This is a genomic window from Candidatus Zixiibacteriota bacterium (genome assembly GCA_017999435.1).
Classification (GTDB): domain Bacteria; phylum Zixibacteria; class MSB-5A5; order GN15; family FEB-12; genus JAGNLV01.
The window spans coordinates 474,980-493,265 of the sequence record JAGNLV010000001.1 but is presented as its reverse complement, the minus strand read 5'-3'; the positions used below and the strand labels follow the sequence as shown (position 1 = coordinate 493,265).

Genomic DNA, 18,286 nt, shown 5'->3' with positions numbered 1-18,286 from the left:
ATTCGTTTATGCTGCCGAGCGAAATACTCAAGAAGATCCGGCGGATCGAAATCCGCACCAAGCGGCTCGTGAACGACCTGTTCTCCGGGGAGTACCACTCGACGTTCAAGGGGCAGGGGATGGAGTTCGAGGAGGTGCGGCAGTACGAGCCGGGGGACGACATCCGGCTGATCGACTGGAACGTGACGGCGCGGACGGGGTACCCGCACATCAAGAAGTTCCGCGAGGAGCGCGAGCTGTCGGTGGTGCTGTTGGTCGACGCGTCGTCTTCGGGCCGGTTCGGGACGCGCGAGCGGTTCAAGAGCGAGACGGCGGCCGAGCTCGGAGCCCTGCTGGCGTTCTCGGCGATCAAGAACAACGACAAGGTCGGCCTGATCATCTTCACCGACCAGATCGAGAAGTTCGTGCCGCCGCGCAAGGGGCGGGGGCACGTCCTCCGGCTGATCCGGGAGATTCTCTTTTTCGAGCCGAAGCGGACGGGGACGGACGTGGCGGGGGCGCTCGAGTACCTCAACCGGGTGGTGCGACGGAAGTCGGTGGTTTTCCTCATCTCCGATTTCCTCTCGGAGGATTTTCACAGGCCGCTCCAGGTGGCCAACCGGCGGCACGATCTGATCGCGGTGAAGATCTCGGATCCGCGGGAGAGCCGGTTCGACGATGTGGGACTGATCGAGCTGGAAGACGCCGAGACGGGGGAGGTCTATGTCATCGACACGGGGTCGAAGGAGTTCCGGCGGGAGTACGCCGCCCGGGCGGACGAGGATCTCGGCCGCCTGGAGCGGGAGTTCCGCCTGATCAATCTCGATTTCATCAACATCCGGACCGACCAGCCGTATATCAAACCGCTGATCGCGTTTTTCCGGAGCCGGGAGCGGAGGCTGTAGGATGGCGGGACGGCGGGCGACAGCGCTGATGCTCGGACTGGCCTGGGCCGCGGCGATCGCGGGGTGCGGGGGGTCGACCGCCCACGAGGCGGCGATCGAACGCCACAAGAAACTGGCCGCCGAACTGCGCGACAACCGGCTCTACGACGCGGCGGTGGAGGAGTACCGGCAGATTCTGGCCTACGACGATCTCGACGACGGCACCCGGGCGGGCGTCAGTTACCTCATCGGGCGGCTCTATTTCGAGAATATCGGGGACTACGAGCAGGCGGCAGCCTACTACGTGCGCGCCAGAGCGCTCGACCCGGACGGCGATTTCGTGCTGGAGGCGTCGAAAAATCTCGTCACGGCGCTGGAGCGGTCGGGTAATCTCGTGAACGCCAAGCGGCAGCTCGATGTACTGACCGATATCGGGGCGGCGCCGGCCGGGGACTCCGACGTAGCGGTGGCCCGGATGGGGGGCGTGCCCGTGTGGCAGTCGCAGGTCGACGACGCAATGGAAATGCTCCCGCCCGAAGCCCAGAAAGAGTACACGCGCGACCGCGAGGCGCGGGTGCGCTTCATGCGCCAGTACGTGGCCGCGGAGTTGCTCTACCACGCGGCGATCCGGGAGGGGTTCGACAAAGATGCGGAGATCGCGCGGCGGACGCGGGAACTGAACCGGCAGTTGCTGGTGGAAAAGTATGTCCGGGAGAAGGTGGCGCCCCAGATTCAGATCGACACGCTCGACCTGCGCAACTTCTACCTGGCGAACAAGGACAGCCGCTACGGCGGCGCGCCGTTCGATTCGGTGCAGGCGCGGGTGTTGCTCGACTACCAGTCGCAGAAGGCGGAGTCGGCCTTCCAGGACTACCTCGCCCTGCTGGCCCAAAAGGAACGGGTGGAGTTTTTGGACCGGAATGTCAAGTGAGAGGATGATGCGGACGAGACGGCCATACCGGCTCGCGGCGATGGCGGCGGCGGCGCTGGCGCTGGGGCCGGCCGCGCCGGGGGCGTTCGGCCAGGCGGCCGGAGCGGCGCCCGGCGACACGGTCGGGTCGCTGCCGGGAGTGGAGGTGCGCACCTCGGTGGACCGGGCGAAGATCTTTGTCGGCGACCAGGTGACCTACACGCTCACGATCATCCACGACAGCACGATTGACCTGGTGCCGCCGCCGCTCGGGGCCAACCTCGGGGCGTTCCAGGTGCTCGACTACGAGACCGACCGCGTGACCCGGCTCCCCGACGGGCGGGTGCAGAACGAGAGCCGGTTCGTGATCAGCACGTTCACGACCGGGGAGTACGCGGTGCCGCCGCTGCCGGTCATGGCGATCATGCCCGACAGCAGCCGGAAAGTGCTGCTGGCCGAGGCGGTGCCGATCACGGTGGAGTCGATCCTGGCGGCGGGCGACACGCTGATGGACATCAAGCCGCTCGCGGGGGTGCTCGGGCCGGAGGCGTTCGCGAAGGACCGGACGTGGTGGTATGTCGGCGGGGGAGCGGCGGCGGCGGCGCTGCTGGCGGCGCTCCTGTGGGCGCTCCTGCGGCGCAAGCGGAAGCCCGCGGCGGCGGCGGTCGATCTCCGGCCGCCGTGGGAGATCGCCTCCGAGCGGCTCGCCCTCCTGCTCCATAAAAACCTGATCGCCGACGGGCGCTTCAAGGAGTACTACTACGAACTGAGCGACACCCTGAGGTGGTACCTCGGGCGGGTGTACGACCGGAACGTGCTCGACTGGACGACGGAGGAGTTCCTCACGGCGTTTCGGGAGATCGAGCTGCCGCACTCGCTCTACGACGGGGTGGAGGCGTTCATGTCGCACGCCGACCTGGTGAAATTCGCCAAGTACGAGCCGTCGATCGAGCAGACTAAGTACGATTTCGAGTTTGTCCACGCGGCGGTCGACCGGGTGCGGCAGGACGTGTTCCGGCGGCAGCAGGGGCAGGCGGCGGCGGGGGGCGGCCGGCCGGCGCAGCCGGTGGGCGCGGCCGGGGGAGGGACGCATGAGTCTTGAGTTCGCCGGATTCAGCGTCAACCTGCTGGACCTGCTGGAGACGACGGTTTCGCCGGGAGCGATTTTCGCGACCGGGGGGGCAATCGTGCTGGCCATGCTTGCGTACTACTTCACGCGGCGGCGGGCCGCGGCGGCGGCGATCAAGTTCTCCGACCTGCGGATTGTCAAGCGGGCCGGCCGCACGGGGCGGCAGCGGTTCCGCTTCGTCCTGCCTGTCCTCCGCGTGCTCGCCGTGGCCCTGTTGGTGGTGGCGTTCGCGCGCCCGCGGTCGGGGACCGAGTACACCGAGGTGACATCGGAAGGAATCGACATCATGATGGCGCTCGACGTGTCGTCCTCGATGCAGGCGGAGGACTTCAAGCCCCACAACCGGCTCTACGTGGCCAAGGAGGAGATGAAGAAATTCATCGGGCGGCGCATCAACGACCGCATCGGGCTGGTCGTGTTCGCGCGCTACTCCTACACGCAGTGCCCGCTCACGACCGACTACGGGGTGCTCCTGAGTTTCCTCGACCAGATCGATTTCGGACTGGTGGAGGACGGGACGGCGATCGGGATGGCGATCGCCAACGCGGTCAACCGGCTCCGCGAGAGCGAGGCCAAGAGCAAGATCATCGTGCTGCTCACCGACGGCGACAACAACGCCGGGGAGATCGATCCGCTGACGGCCGCCAATCTCGCGGCCACTTTCGGGATCAAGATCTACACGATCGGGGCGGGCAAGCCCGGGAACGCGATGTACCCGGTGGATGATCCGCTGTTCGGAAAGCGCTACGTGTACCGGCCGACGGTGATCGACGAGGAGACGCTCCGCGAGATCGCCGCGCGGACCAACGGGAAGTACTACCGGGCGCGGTCGGGGGAGGAGCTGGATCAGATCTACGCGGAGATCGACCGGCTGGAGAAGACGAAAGTGGAGACGGCGCAGCACATCCAGTACGTGGAACTGTTCCAGCATTTCGCGTTCGGGGCGTTCGGCCTGCTGGTGCTGGAGATGCTGCTCGCCCACACCTATTTTCGGAAACTGCCGTAGGAGCGAGAGAGAGTATGCGTTTCGCCGATCCGGGCAATTTCGTTCTCTTGGCGCTGGTGGCGCTGCTGGCGCTGTTCGCGGGGTTTGCGCTGGCGCGCAAGAAGCGTCTGCTGGCGCGATTCGCCGATATCCCGCTGGTCATGCGCAACGCGCCCTACATCTCGTTCGCCCGCCAGGCCGGCAAGGCCGCTCTGCTCTTGCTCGGGATGGCGTTCCTCACGCTGGCGCTGACGCGGCTGCAGTTCGGGACGCACCTGGAGATGCTCAAGCGGGAGGGGATCGATCTCGTGGTGGCGCTCGACGTGTCGAATTCCATGCTGGCGCGGGACATGGCGCCCAACCGGCTGGAGAAGGCCAAGCAGGAACTCCAGGGGATCATCGGGCGGCTCAAGGGGGACCGGATCGGCCTGGTGGCGTTCGCCGGCGAGGCCTACATCCAGTGCCCGCTCACGCTGGACTACACAGCGGCCGAGTTCCTGCTCGGGGCGATGGATCAGAACTCGGTGAGCGTGCAGGGGACCTCGATCGGGTCGGCGATCGACATGGCCGCCCGGTCGTTCGAGCAGAAAGAGCGGCAGCACAAGGTTCTGCTCCTGCTGACGGACGGGGAGGAGCACGACCGGGGGGCGGAGGCGGCCGCCGAGGCGGCCCGGCGCGAGGGGATCAAGATTTACACGGTGGGGATCGGGAACCCGGCCGGGGAACCGATCCCGCTGTTCGACCGCCGGGGCGCGCAGGTGGGGTTCAAGAAGGACGACAACGGCGAGGTGATCATCACCCGGCTCAACGAGGAACTGCTGCAGAAGATCGCGCTGGCGACGGGCGGCAAGTACTACCACGCGACGGCCGGGGAGATGGAGCTCGACAGGATTTTCGGCGAGATATCCGAGATGGAGAAGAAGGAGCTGGAGGGGACGCTCGTGACGCGCTACGACGACCGCTTCCAGTGGCCGCTCCTGGCGGCCCTGGCGCTGGTGGTGGGGGAGTTCTTTGTCTCGGAACGGCGGCGCGTGCCGCGAAAGGAGCATCATGCGTAGGCTGGTGGCGATCGTGCTGCTCGCGGCGCTGGCGGGACCGGCCCGGGCGGATTTTCTCGACGAGATCCGCGACGGGAGCCGGGCGTACGCGGCGGGGGACTACAAGAAGGCGATGGAGCATTTCCACAACGCCGAGGCGGACCGCCCCGAGGATCCGCGCGTGCAGTACAACATCGGCGGAACCGCCTACGAAATGGGGGACTACGAGATGGCCGAGGAGTATCTCTCCAAGGCGCTCGCGGCCGCCGATGCCGCGCTCGAGGCCAAAGCTCACTACAACCTCGGCAACACCTATTACCGGATGCAGGATTACCCCAAAGCGATCCAGTCGTACGAGAACGCGCTCAAGCTCGACCCGAACGACACCAACGCCAAGATCAACCTCGAACTCGCGCGGCGGATGCTCAAGGAACACACCAAACCCGAACAGCAGCCGAACCAGCAGCAGAACCAGCCGCAACCGCAGCAGGACCAACAACAGCAGCAGCAACAGCAACAGCCGCAGGACCAGGCGCAGCCCGACCAGCAGCAGGAACAGCAGCAGCAGCAGACGGGGGACCAGCAGACCGAAGAGCAGCCGCAGGAGGGGCAGAAGGAGCAGCAGCAGAATCAGCAGGAGATGAAGGAGCAGCAGGTCTCGAAGGAGGACGCGGAGCGGATACTCAACGCGCTGCGCGACGACGAGCGGGAGATCCAGGAACGGCTCAAGCGCCGGGTGCAGGCGCGGGGGAACTACCACGGAAAGGACTGGTGAGGGGATGGCGAGGATGCGGCGAGGGTGCGGATTGGGGCCGGCGGCGGCGCTGGCGATCCTGCTGTGGGCCGCCGGGGCGGCGGCGCAGGGGACGGGGGAGGTGCGGGTGGAGGTGTCGCTGAAACCGGATTCGATCGGCCTCGACGAGCAGGCGCTGCTGGCGGTCACGGTGTCGGGGGCCGCTCAGAACCTCCCCGCCCCGGACATGCCCTCGCTGCCCCGGTTCGAGGTGTACTCGCAGGGATCCTCGAGCAATATCACGATTGTGAACGGGAAAGTGAGCGCCTCGATGACCTACCGCTACCTCCTCGTGCCGACCAAGGCGGGGGTCTACCCGATCGAGCGGATCGCCGTCGTCTACAACAACCGGCGCTACGAGGGGAACAGGGTGACGCTGACGGTGCTGGACAAGGGGACGGCGATGACGCCGGAGATCCGGCGCCAGACGGAGGAGTCGGGGGAGGGGGCGAAGGATTACTTCCTGGAGGCGGTGGTCGACAAGAAGCAGCCCTACGTGAACGAGCAGGTGACGCTCACGCTGAAGTTCCACATCGCGGTGCAGTACTACGGGTCGCCGGAGCTGATCGAGCCGACCACGACCGGGTTCTGGACCGAGGTCCTGGGGAACGAAGCCCCCTACCGCCAGCAGATCGGCGGGCGGGCCTACCGCGTGATCGAGCGCAAGTACGCGCTCTTTCCCACCCAGACGGGGGAGCTGACGATCGGGCAGGCGGCGATCCGGGTGACCGTGCCCGAGCGCCGGCAGTCCACGCGCGACCCGTTCGGAATGTTCAACGACTTCTTCAGCTCCGGGCGCGAGGTGACGGTGCGGAGCAAGCCGGTGACGGTGAATGTGCGGCCGCTGCCGACGGCGGGGCGGCCGGACGATTTCACCGGGTCGATCGGCAAATACGAGCTGACGGCGCGGGCCGACAAGAACGAGGTCGAGGTCAACCAGCCGGTGACGGTGACGTTCCAGGTCAGCGGGACGGGGAACATCAAGGCGGCGGCCAAACCGCCGATCCCCCAGACGGACGATTTCCGGGTGTACGAGGCCTCGAGCAGCGAGAATGTCGGCAAACAGGGGGACCGCCTGGCGGGGACCAAGATCTATGAAGAGGTGTTCATCCCGCGGCGGCCGGGAATGCTCGAGATCCCGGCGATCACCTACAGCTATTTCGACCCGGAGCGGGGAGCCTATGCGACGACCTCGACGAAACCGATCGCCATCCAGGCGCTCAAGCCGGAGGGGTATGTCGCCTCCGGCGATCTCCCCTACCAGGGCGGCGGGGTGGTGGTAGGCAGCGAGGCGCGGGACATTCGGTATATCAAGGAGGATATCGGGCGGCCCGCAAGAAGCGGGCGGATCATTCTGTTGACGCCGCTGTACCTGCTGGCGAACGGGGTGCCGGTGCTGGTGCTGGCGGCGCTCATCGCGGTGCGGAAGCGGCGGGAGAAGCTGGCGGCCAACGTGGGGCTGGCGCGGTCGCTGCGGGCGGGGAAGATGGCCCGCAAGCGGCTGGCGAAAGCGCGCGGGCTAGCAACGGCGGCCCAGGGGCAGGCGTTCTACGCCGAGCTCCACCAGACGCTCACCGCCTACGTCGCCGACAAACTCAACGTCTCCCCCCACGGGCTGACGACTGAGCGGCTCCGGGAGCTGCTCGGGCAACAGGGGGCGGACGAGGGGCTGGTGGCGGCGGTGGCCGATATTCTCCAGCGGTGCGATTTCGCCCGCTTCGCGCCGGCCTCGATCTCGCAGGAAGAAATCACGCGCGCGCTGGCCGACGTAGAAGAGACGATGATTCGTCTGGAGGGTATCCATTTTGCGTAAGCTGGTTCTCATGATCGGGCTGGCGGCGATGCTCGCGGCGCCGGCCGGGGCGGCCGAGGTGGCGGAGGCTTTCCGGCAGGCGAACGCGCGGTACGAGGCGCGGGATTTCGCCGGGGCGGCCGGGGCCTACGAGGACATCCTGAAGTCCGGCACGGCCTCGGCCCAGCTGTACTACAATCTCGGGAACGCCTATTTCAAGCAGGGGGATGTCGGGCGGGCGGTGCTGAACTATTTGCGGGCGCAGCGGCTCGACCCGCGGGACGAGGACATCCGGCACAACCTGGAGTTTGCCCGGCAGTTCGCGCGGGTGAAGATGGAGGGCGTGGAACTGAACCCGATCAGCAGTTTCTTCGCTTCGCTCGTGGGGCCGGTGCGGCTGAACCTTCTGGCCTGGACCTCCTCGGCCCTGTTTGCCCTCTTCTGCGCCATGCTCGCGATCCGCTACGGGCTGGGGTTCCGAGGGGGGTGGGTGCGGCTCGGGGTGGTGGCGGCGCTCGTGCTGGCGACGGCGGCCGCGGGGCTGACCACCTACAAGTACCGCACCGAGTATCTCACCCGGCGCGTGGTGGTCGTGGCTGACGAGAGCCCGGTCTACAACGGGCCGACGGCCAACGCCGACGTCGAGTTTCAGGGAGCGCCGGGGTTGGTGGCGGAGGTGCTCGGCGAGAGCGGCGCCTACCTCAACGTGCTGTTCGAAAACAAGCGCCGGGGGTGGGTGCGCCGGGACCTGGTGGCCGAAGTCTGAGCGAGGGGCGGGCGGGTTTATTTCGTTGACACCCTTGGAGAAGTCGTCTATTATACCTGCCGCGACTTCACCACTGGACAGATCGGGTGTCGATGATATGGAAGAAGAAAAAGTTCTGGGGTACGCTCGTTGCCGTCGCCCTGCTCGCCTTCTGCGTCAAGGATATCAGCCTCACCGATCTGCGCAGCCTCTCCGTGCGTATTGACTACATCTACCTGATCCCGGCGACGGTCTGCACCTTCCTGTACTCGGTGTTCAAGGCGCTCCGCTGGCGCCTGATGGTCAAGACCCAGAAGACGATCCCGGCCTGGAACGCGATCACGCTGTATTCGGCAGGGCAGGTGATCAACGTGGTGATGCCGGCCCTCACGGGACAGCTCGGGCGGATCCTCCTGTTTGCGCGGGCCGAGGGGCTGCGCAAGACGTTCGTGTTTTCGACGATCGTGCTGGAGGTGCTGCTCGACGCGATCACGCTGGTGGCGGCGCTCCTGTTGACCTCGCTGGCGTTCGCGATTCCCGACCGGTACCGGACGGCCGGGTACATCATCGGGCTGGTGACGCTGGTGCTGATCGGGCTGCTCTACCTCCTCCTGCACTACGAGGACCGGGCGGAGAATTTCGGCGGGGCGTGGTGCCGGGCGCGGTGGCCGAAATTCCACGCCGGGATGCAGAAGTCGATCCGGTCGTTCACGAGCGGGATGGAGCTGCTCCGCTCGAGCCAGAACGTCTGTCTCTCGCTCGGGCTGTCCTTTCTGTACTGGGGGGCGCACATCTTTGTCGTCTATTTCCTCTTCCTCGCGTTCGGGTTCGGGCTGCCGTTTTCGGCGGCGGCGATGGTGATGGTCATCAACACCCTGGCGCTCATGGTGCCGATCACGCCGGGGAACGCGGGGACGTTCGAGGTGGCGGTGAGCACGGCGCTCCTGGCGTTCCGGGTGGCGCGGCCGGATGCGGTGCTCTTCGCCCTGGCCCTCCACCTGCTCGATCTGCTCCCGCTCTGGCTGCTCGGGATGTGGTTCTTGCGGACGGAGAAGGTGTCGCTGAAGGATATCCGCGAACAGCACGAGGACCGGCTGATTCTCGACGAGATGGACGAGCGCGGGTCGCTCATCGAGCGGGAGGATCCGCGATGATCCGGTCGTTTCTCTATCTGCCCGGCGAGGGCGTCGACACCCGGGAGGGGATCGCCGATTTTCGGGAGATGACCGAGAAGGAGGGGGCGATCCTGTGGGTGGACCTGTGCAAGCCGAGCGACGAGGAGTCGTACGTGCTCACCCACGATTTCAATTTCCACCCCCTGGCGATCGAGGACGTGATCTCCGAAAAGCCGCGGACCAAGCTCGACGACTACGACCGCTACCTGTTCCTCGTGTTCCAGATTGTCGACTACGTGGGGCGGGAGGAGGGGCTGAAGATCGCCGAGCTCGACCTGTTCCTCACCCAGAACGCGCTGGTCACGGTGCACTACGACGACCACCGGATTTACGACTACCTCTACCACCGGGCGGAGCGGGACGAGCGGCTGATGTCGCGGGGGGTGGATTTCCTGTTCCACGCGGTGATCGACGCGGTGGTCGACAACTACAACGCGACCCTCGACATCCTCGAGTACGAGATCGACAAGATCGAGGACGATGTGCTGGAGGATCTCGACCAGGAGACGCTCCGGTCGATTTTCACCCTCCGCCGCGACATCATCCAGCTCCGCCGGATCGTGATCCCGCAGAAGGAGGTGGTGCTCCACCTGTCGCGGGAGCAGTTCCCGCAGATTTCGACGCGGGCGGCGGTGTACCTGTCGGACATTCACGACCACCTCGTGCGAATCGACGACCTGGCGAATTTCCACCGCGAGATCCTCAACTCGTCGCTCGAAATCTACTACTCCTCGATTTCGACGCGCACCAACGAGGCGATCAAGGTCCTGACCATCCTCAGCGTGCTGTTCATTCCGCCGACCTTCCTCGTGGGCGTGTGGGGGATGAATTTCCGGAACATGCCCGAGCTCGAGTGGCGCTACGGGTACGGGGCGGCGCTCCTGTTCATTTTCCTGATCATCGGCGGGCTGCTCGTCTATTTCCGCAAGAAAAAGTGGATTTAGCGGAAAATTGTTTGAAACTTCCCTTGACAACGGGCCGTTCATCCCCTATAGATACCGACCGGTAGGTATGTAGAGATGGCGAACCGACAGGTGAAAAAGCGCATCCGCCAGAGCCCGAAGCGGCCGGCCGGCGAGCGCCGGGACCAGTTGCTCCGGGCGGCCCACGAGCTGTTCCTCCGGCAGGGCTACCGGGCGACGAGCACGGACGAGATCGCCCGCCGGGCGGGCCTCACGAAGGGGGCGTTCTACTTCCACTTCGCCAGCAAGGAAGACATCCTCATGACTTTCGTCCAGGACTTCGTCGAGGGGCACACGCGGGCGATGGAGCGCCTGGCGGGGAAGCGGCTGACGCCGGCGGGTCTTTTGGCCGAGCTGGGGCGGATCGACGCGCGCATGCCGCTGCGGGAGGCGCGCAAGAATCTCTCGCTGTTGGCGGAAATCATGTACCTGCCGCGCTTTCGCGCGCTGATCCGCCGGGCTTACGAGCGGTCGGTGGCGGTCATGGCGGAGTGTCTCGACCCGGGCTACGGGCGGACGGCCGCCCAGCGGCGGCGGCTGGTCGAGCTCATGCACGCGATCTACGACGGCGTGTGTTTCGCCGGCATGGTGCATCCGCAGCTCGGCAATTTCGAACGACAACTGGAAACATTCAGGCGGCTGACGGCCAAGAAGAGGATACGGAGTAATCGAAAGCATGGTCCCGCGAAAAGTTGAGAAACCGGGCCGGGCGGCCGGGCCGGTGCGGCGGTGGGGCGGGGTGGTGGCGCTGGCGGCGGCTCTGGCGGCGGCCGGCGCCGCGGCGGCGGCCGATGGGGCGCGCCCGGACACGATGGTGCTGACGGCGGCGGAGGTCCGCCGCCTGGCGCTTGAGTACAACCGCGATTACCTGCAGGCGCTCGAGGAGGTGCGGGCGGCCGATGCCGAGGTGGTGAAGGCGCGGGCGGGAGCCCTGCCGGACATCTCCGGTCAGGCCTACTACGACCGCAATTTCCTGATCGCCAGCAATTTCGTGCAGATGGGCGACGAAACGGTGGAGTTCCGGTTCGGGTTCAAGAACTCGTTCGGGGCCGGCATCTCGCTGCGCCAGCCGATCTACCAGGGGGGCAAGGTGTTCACGGCCGTGTCGATCGCCCAGCAGTACCGCAAGTACGCGCGGGCCGGCGCCGCCGAGGCCGCCGCCGAAGTGGCCTACACGGCCGAGGTCCTGTTCTACCAGGTCGGCCTCCGGGAGTCGCAGGTAAACGTCCTCCGGCAGGCGCTCGAAGCGGCCGAGTTGAATGCGGACATGGTCCAGAAGCAGTTCGACCAGGGGATGACCTCGGAGTTCGAGGTGCTCCGGGCGCGGGTGGAGCGCAACAACCTCCTGCCGCAGCTGATCGCCTCCGAGTCGGAGGTGGAGCTGTCGCGGAAGCGGCTGAAGTCATTCCTCGGGCTGGATTTGTCGCGGCCGATTCGGCTGGAAGAGCCGGGGGCCGATGCGGATACGAGTCTGGCGGGGCTGGGGCCGGAACCGGCCTATGTCGACACGGCGCTGGCGCGGCGGCCGGCGATGCAGCAGGCGGACCTGCTGGTGGATATCGCGAAGAAGGCGGTCAAAATCGCCCAGGCCGACTACTGGCCGAATTTCGAGGCCGTGTCGAGCTGGGGCTGGTCGGCGGTGTCGGACGATTTCACGCTCCGCGAAAACAACAGCCGGTCACTCACGGCCGGGTTGATGGTGTCGATGCCGATTTTCGACGGCCTGCGGCGGTCGGGGCAGGTGACGCAGGCGAAGGTGGACCACAACCAGGCGGCGCTGGCGGCCAGCAAGATCCGCGACGACATCCGGCTGGAAGTCGAGCAGTCCTACGATGCGCTCGTGCAGGCGAAGAAGGCGCTCGACATCCAGGGGACGAACATCGCGCAGGCGGAGGAGGGGCTGAAAATCGCCAACGTGCGGTATGAGTCGGGGGTGGGGACGCTCTTGGAGGTGCTCTCGGCGCAGGTGGCGCTGACCGACGCCCGCAGTGCGCGGGTGCAGGCGCTCTTTGCGTTCCGGGTGGCCCAGGCGAAGCTGAAACGGGCAAGTATGATCCAACCGAGTATGGAATAAGTGTATGCAGATGCGACGAATGATTCTGGCCGGCGGCGCGGCGGCCGCCGCGATCCTGGCCGGCTGCGGCGGCGCCCAGCAGGATACGGCCCAGCGGCCGGAGGTACCGGTCCGCGTGCAGGTGCTGGCCCCCTTTGACGGAGCGGTGACGAAGACCTATACCGGCGCCCTGGAGGGACAGAACCAGGCAGCCATCTACACCAAAATCGCCGAGGCGGTGGAGAGCGTGCTCGTCCGCGAAGGGGGGCGAGTGCAGGCCGGGCAGGTGCTGGTCAAGCTCGACCGGACCGGGTCGATGTCCAACTACCAGCAGGCGCTCAGCGTCTACCGGAACGCCGAGAAAAATTACACGAAAATGAAGACGCTCTACGGGCAGGGGGCGGTGAGCGAGATGCAGTATGATGCGGCGCGGACGGAGTACGAGGTGGCGCAGGCCTCGTTCGAGGCGGCCCGGCGGCTGGTGGAAATCCAGTCGCCCATCTCGGGCATCGTGACCTCGGTCAATGTCCGGCGCGGCGACTACCTCGCCCAGGGGCAGATGGTGGCGACGGTGGCCGCGACCGAACGGCTGCGGGTCCGTTTCCAGGTCAAGGCCACCGACGTCGGTCTGGTCCAGGTCGGCGACACGGTCCGCGTGACGGCCGAGACCGCGGCGGAGTCGCTGCCCGGCGTGGTGGCGGCGGTGGCGCAGTCGGCCGACCCGGCCTCCCGCGCCTTCGAGGTCGAGGCTCTCGTGGCCAACGCCGGAGAAAGCTCGTTCCGGCCGGGCATGTTTGTCAGGGTGGAACTGGTCATGGAGCGTCTGCAGGGCGTGCTCGGCGTCCCGCCGAGCGCGGTCGTGGCGCTGAGCAGCGGCGCGGTCGTCTACGTAGTCGAAAACGGCCTCGCCCGTCGGCGGCCGGTGACGCTGGGGACGGAAGCCGGAGGGCGGGTGATCGTGAGCGAGGGACTGCGGCCGGGAGACAGCGTGATCGTCCTCGGCCAGAGCTACCTGGACGACAGCGCCGCGATCCGCGTCACCGATGTGGAGAAGGGCGCCCGATGAAACTCTCCGAAGTTGCTGTCGGCCGGCCGGTCTTCACGACCATGATGATGGCGGCGCTGCTGGTGCTGGGGCTGGCCTCGTACACCGAGCTCCCGATCGATCTGATGCCCGACATCGAGTTCCCCTACTCCGTGATCCAGACGGTCTACCCGGGGGCCTCGGCGGAGACGGTGGAGAGCGAAGTCACCTCGCCGCTGGAAGACGAGGTGAACCTGATCTCGGGCATCCGCCACATCGAGTCGCGCTCGCTGGAGGGCTACTCCTTGGTCATCATCGAATTCGAGTTGGAGCGGGATGCCGCCGAGGCCACCCAGGAGGTGCGGGAGAAGGTGGCCGGGATCCGCAGCGATCTGCCGGACGACATCGAAGAACCGATGGTGCTGAATTTCGATCCCACGGCGTTTCCGATCATGTCGTTGGCTGTGTCGGGAGACCGCACCCCGCGGGACCTGACGACGCTGGCGAAAGACGTGGTGAAGGAGCGGCTGCAGACGATTTCCGGGGTCGGGGGGGTCGCGCTCGTCGGGGGGCACGAGCGGGAGATCCTGCTGGCCCTTGACCTGGACCGTATGGAGACATTCGGGGTGGCGGCGGCCGACGTGCGCAAGGCGGTGGCCGAGGCCAACATGGAAATTCCGGGCGGCCGGATCGACGAGCACGCCCGGGAGTACCTGGTGCGGCTGGCCGGCCGGCTCCCGCGGGTCGAGGATTTCGAGGATGTCATCGTCAAGAGCACGGGCGGCGCGCCGGTCTACCTCGGCGACATCGCGCGGGTGATCGACACCACGGTCGAACAGCGGTCGTTCTCCAGCTTCAACCGCGTCCCGGCCGTGTCGCTGACGGTCACCAAGCAGGCGGGCACAAACACCGTGGAGATGGCCGATCTCGTGCGCGAGACGGTGGGCGACCTGAACCGGGAGCTACCCTCCGACGTCAAGGTGGAGATTGTCGAGGACGTGTCGACGTTTATCCGCGACTCGGTCCACGAGATCCAGTTCAACATCCTGTTCGGCACGTTGCTGGCGGTGATCGTGATCTTCCTGTTCCTGCTGGACGGCCGGCCGACGGTGATCACGGCGCTGGCGATCCCGATTTCGCTGATCGCGACGTTTGCGGTCATGAACTTTTTCGGGTTCACGATTAACATCATGACCCTGCTGGGGCTGTCGCTGGCGGTGGGGATCCTGGTGGACGATGCCATCGTGGTGATCGAGAACATCTACCGCCACATGGCGGGAGGGCGGACCGCCTTTCAGGCGGCCATCTCGGGCACCAAGGAGATCGGGCTGGCCGTCATGGCGACGACGTTCTCGATCGTGGTCGTGTTCCTCCCAGTGGCCTTCATGGAGGGGATTGTCGGGCGCTTCTTCTTCGAGTTCGGCGTGACGGTGGCGTTCGCGGTGCTGGCCTCGCTGTTTGTCGCGTTCAGTCTCACCCCGATGCTGTCGGCGCGGTGGCTGCGCGCCGAGGCGGCCCAGGAAGAGGCGGCCGCCAAGGGCCGGCGTGTCGGCGCCCGGCTGTATGACGTGCTCCTCTACTGGAACCGCGCCTTCGACTGGCTGAAGCCGCGCTACCGGACGCTCCTGGAGAAGTCGCTGCGCGCCCGCTGGGTGGTGGTGCTGGTGGCGGCGGCTGCTTTCGTCCTGGCCTTCGTCATCCCCATGATCGGGCTGGTCGGGGTGGAGTTCATGACCGAGACCGACCAGAACCAATTGGCGATTGACATCGAGACGGCTCCGGGGACGACGCTGGCGGAAACGGTGGAGCGCTTCCAACTGGTCGAGCGGACGGTGCGGGAGACGCTGGCCGACCAGGTGACAAACACGTTCATCACGATCGGGCGGGGGAGCGATCCGGTGACGCGGGGGCGGCTGCTCGTGCAGCTCATCGACCGCAGCGAGCGCGAGCTGTCGGCGCGCCAGCTCATGGACACGGTGCGCGCGCACGTCGCGGGCATCCCGGGCCTGGAGGCTTCGGTCAGTGTCGGGGAGAGCGAAGCGGGCGGCAACAAGTCGATTGAGATTTCCGTCCAGGGGCCCGAGCACGACGAGGTCGTGCGGCTCGCCCGTCGCCTCCAGGCCTACTTCTACGACGTGCCGGGGGTGGTCGACGTTGACAACACGCTCGTCGAGGGAAAACCCGAAATCGCCGTCACCTACGACCGCCGCCTCGCCAGCGACCTCGGGATCTCGCTCCAGGATATTCCGATGACGGTCCGGTGGCTGGTCGAGGGGGACGTGGTCACGCGGTTTAAGGAGGGGGACGAGGAGTACGACGTCCGCATGCGGCTGGACGAGCGGTTCCGGCAGTCGACGGAGAATCTCGGCAGCATCCTCATCAAGAGCGACAAGAGCGGGTCCGACGGGGCGCCGCTGCTGGTCCCGCTCGAGCGCGTGGCCCAACTGCGGAAGACGGCGGAAATCAGCGAGTACTACCGCTACAACCGGCAGCGGGAGATCCGGGTCAACGCCAACGTGACGAGTACGCAGTTCCCGGGGACGGCGACCAACCTGATCATGGAGAAATTCTCCGCCGAGGTGGGGGCGTCGGGCGGGTACGTGGTGGCGCCGGTGGGCCAGCAGGAGATCATGGAGGAGTCGTTCCGCAACATCCTGCGGGCGCTGTTTCTCGCGGTCATCTTCATCTACCTGCTCCTCGCCTCGCAGTACGAGTCGTTCTGGGATCCGTTCTCGATCATGCTGTCTCTGCCGCTCTCGCTGGTGGGGGCGATCATCGGGCTGATCGGATCGTCGTTTTCGATCATGTCGCTCATCGGGATCGTGCTCCTGATGGGGCTGGTGACGAAGAACGCGATTCTGCTGATTGATTTTGTGAAACAAGAGCGGGCGAAAGGTGTTTCAAGGACGGATGCGATCCTGGCGGCCGGGCCGGTCCGGTTGCGGCCGATCATGATGACGACGCTGGCGATGGCGTTCGGGATGTTGCCGCTGGCGCTCGGGATTGGTCCGGGCGCGGAACTGCGCGCCCCGATGGCGCGTGCGGTCATCGGCGGCATTACCTCGTCGATGCTGCTCACGCTCGTGGTGGTGCCGGTGGTGTACACGCTGATCGACGATGCTGTCGGCCTGTTCCGGCGCAAAAAGGCGCCGGGGGCGGTGCTGAAGGAGGATTCGACTGTCCGCGGTTAGACTGGTGACGCCGGGCAAGGCGCTCGGCTACAGCGAACTGTATCTTGATTTCGTGTCGGGCCGGGAAACGGCCCGGCACTTTTATACGCCCGACAACCTGTCGGCCGTGGCCGCGCGGCTCGACGGCGCCGTCTATGCGCGCGACCGGACGGCGGACATCCTGCGGCGGCAGAACCAGGCCTGGGGGGCGGGCGAGCCGACGCTGGCGGCGATCGAGCGGCTGCGCGACCCGCGGGCGGTGGCGGTGTTCGCGGGGCAGCAGGCGGGGCTGTTCGGCGGGCCGCTGCTGGTGCAGATCAAGGCGCTCGGGATCATCCAGGCGGCGCGGCGGATCGGCCGCGAGCTCGGGCGGCCCGCCGTGCCGATTTTCTGGATTGCCGCCGACGACCACGATTTCGCGGAAATCAACCACACCTGGGTGCCGGACCGGGCCGCGGCCGAGCCCGTGAAGATCGTCTACCCGACGGCTCCGGCGGAGGCGGCGCCGGCGGCGGAGATCCGTTTTGCCGACGCCGAGGCGCTCGCGGCGGCCAAAGCGCGCCTGCGCGAAGCACTCGGGGAGACGGAATTCACCCCGGCCCTCTACGGGCTGATCGACCGCTGCTACACTCCGGAGGAGACCTTTGTCGGCGCCTTTGCGAAACTGATGACTGCGCTCCTGGGGGAATTCGGGCTCGTCCTGTTCTCGCCCGCGGATCCGGAGGCCAAGGCGCTCGCGGCGCCGCTCCTTCAGGCGCTCGCGGAGCGGCACGAGGAAGTGCGCGCCCTGGTCGGCCGGACCAACGAGAACCTCCGCAGCCACGGGTACCACGTCCAGGTGGAGAAGAAGGACGAGTCTGTGCACCTGTTTTTCGCGCGCGACGGCCGGCGGCCGGTGCTGCGGCAGAGCGGCGGCGGCTTCCGCATCGGGGACCGGGCGGTCACGGCAGCGGATCTGCGCGCCATGATCGCGCAGGAGCCGGAGCGGTTCTCGCCCGACGTGTTGACGCGGCCGGTGATGCAGTCGTGGCTGTTTCCCGCGGCGGCCCAGCACGGGGGACCCTCGGAGATCGCCTATTTCGCGCAGGTGACGCCGCTGTTCGAGCTGTTCGGGCGGCCGGCGCCGGTGTACCGCGCGCGGCCTTCGGCCACATTCGTCGAGCGCCGCTACGAAGCGATGATGGCGCAGCACCGGATCACGCTGGAGGAGCTGGCCGGAGATATCGAGCAGGTCGTCAACCGGGTGACGGCGGAGTCGTTTCCCCCCGATCTCGAACAGGCGTTCGGGGAGGCGCGGCGGGAGGTCCGGGAGCGGTTCGAGGCGCTGGCGGCGCAGACGCTCGGGTTCGATCCGCAGCTTCAGAGCGCGGCCGCGCAGGCGGCCGGCAGGATCGATTTCCAGATCGTGCAGTTCGAGGGCAAGGTGTTCGCCGCGCACAAACGGCGGCTCGGGGAGGTGCGCGAGCGCCTCTACCGCCTCCACCGGGTGTTGTACCCGCACCGGGGCCTGCAGGAGCGGGCGCTGAATATTGGATATTTTTTGGCCAAGTTCGGCCCGGCCTTTGTCCGGTTCGCGCACGAACGGCTTGACAGCGAGACGGCGGCGCACCAGCTTATTCCGCTGTCGGATGTATAGGAGCCCAACAGA

At 66.7% G+C, this 18,286-nt stretch carries 15 protein-coding genes; all 15 read left to right on the top strand.

Annotation, left to right across the window (positions count from 1 at the left end):
• Positions 1-8: 8 nt before the first annotated feature.
• The 15 genes from KA261_02230 to bshC all read left to right on the top strand — a co-directional run bounded on the left by KA261_02230 (position 9) and on the right by bshC (position 18,274).
• A complete protein-coding gene (locus KA261_02230) occupies positions 9-884 on the top strand; it encodes a DUF58 domain-containing protein (GenBank protein MBP7696602.1) in 876 nt (291 codons plus the stop codon).
• Between the two features lies 1 nt (position 885).
• On the top strand, positions 886-1,794 hold the full coding sequence (locus KA261_02225; protein MBP7696601.1) for a hypothetical protein: 909 nt from the start codon (positions 886-888) through the stop codon (positions 1,792-1,794).
• 7 nt (positions 1,795-1,801) lie between these two features.
• Positions 1,802-2,875: a hypothetical protein gene (locus KA261_02220; GenBank protein ID MBP7696600.1), complete on the top strand. Its 1,074-nt coding sequence runs from the start codon at positions 1,802-1,804 to the stop codon at positions 2,873-2,875.
• A complete protein-coding gene (locus tag KA261_02215; GenBank protein ID MBP7696599.1) occupies positions 2,865-3,908 on the top strand; it encodes a VWA domain-containing protein in 1,044 nt (347 codons plus the stop codon). The genes KA261_02220 and KA261_02215 overlap by 11 nt, the downstream gene beginning before the upstream one ends.
• 14 nt (positions 3,909-3,922) lie before the next feature.
• The gene (locus tag KA261_02210; GenBank protein MBP7696598.1) at positions 3,923-4,945 is read left to right on the top strand and encodes a VWA domain-containing protein; all 1,023 of its coding nucleotides are present in this window, start codon (positions 3,923-3,925) and stop codon (positions 4,943-4,945) included.
• The gene (locus KA261_02205; GenBank protein ID MBP7696597.1) at positions 4,938-5,699 is read left to right on the top strand and encodes a tetratricopeptide repeat protein; all 762 of its coding nucleotides are present in this window, start codon (positions 4,938-4,940) and stop codon (positions 5,697-5,699) included. The genes KA261_02210 and KA261_02205 overlap by 8 nt, the downstream gene beginning before the upstream one ends.
• A gap of 13 nt (positions 5,700-5,712) precedes the next feature.
• On the top strand, positions 5,713-7,530 hold the full coding sequence (locus KA261_02200) for a protein BatD (GenBank protein MBP7696596.1): 1,818 nt from the start codon (positions 5,713-5,715) through the stop codon (positions 7,528-7,530).
• On the top strand, positions 7,523-8,275 hold the full coding sequence (locus tag KA261_02195; GenBank protein ID MBP7696595.1) for a tetratricopeptide repeat protein: 753 nt from the start codon (positions 7,523-7,525) through the stop codon (positions 8,273-8,275). Before KA261_02200 ends, KA261_02195 begins: the two co-directional genes overlap by 8 nt.
• 92 nt (positions 8,276-8,367) lie before the next feature.
• Entirely contained in the window at positions 8,368-9,408 is a 1,041-nt protein-coding gene (locus KA261_02190) for a flippase-like domain-containing protein (protein MBP7696594.1), read from the top strand.
• Positions 9,405-10,373 (top strand): magnesium/cobalt transporter CorA, encoded by a 969-nt coding sequence (gene corA / locus KA261_02185; protein ID MBP7696593.1) that lies wholly within the window; start codon positions 9,405-9,407, stop codon positions 10,371-10,373. The genes KA261_02190 and corA overlap by 4 nt, the downstream gene beginning before the upstream one ends.
• 75 nt (positions 10,374-10,448) lie before the next feature.
• A complete protein-coding gene (locus KA261_02180) occupies positions 10,449-11,087 on the top strand; it encodes a TetR/AcrR family transcriptional regulator (protein ID MBP7696592.1) in 639 nt (212 codons plus the stop codon).
• Positions 11,068-12,465 (top strand): TolC family protein, encoded by a 1,398-nt coding sequence (locus KA261_02175; protein MBP7696591.1) that lies wholly within the window; start codon positions 11,068-11,070, stop codon positions 12,463-12,465. Before KA261_02180 ends, KA261_02175 begins: the two co-directional genes overlap by 20 nt.
• A gap of 4 nt (positions 12,466-12,469) precedes the next feature.
• Positions 12,470-13,510: an efflux RND transporter periplasmic adaptor subunit gene (locus KA261_02170; GenBank protein MBP7696590.1), complete on the top strand. Its 1,041-nt coding sequence runs from the start codon at positions 12,470-12,472 to the stop codon at positions 13,508-13,510.
• Positions 13,507-16,659 (top strand): efflux RND transporter permease subunit, encoded by a 3,153-nt coding sequence (locus KA261_02165; protein ID MBP7696589.1) that lies wholly within the window; start codon positions 13,507-13,509, stop codon positions 16,657-16,659. The genes KA261_02170 and KA261_02165 overlap by 4 nt, the downstream gene beginning before the upstream one ends.
• Positions 16,660-16,663: 4 nt before the next feature.
• Positions 16,664-18,274: a bacillithiol biosynthesis cysteine-adding enzyme BshC gene (gene bshC, locus KA261_02160; protein MBP7696588.1), complete on the top strand. Its 1,611-nt coding sequence runs from the start codon at positions 16,664-16,666 to the stop codon at positions 18,272-18,274.
• Positions 18,275-18,286: the final 12 nt, after the last annotated feature.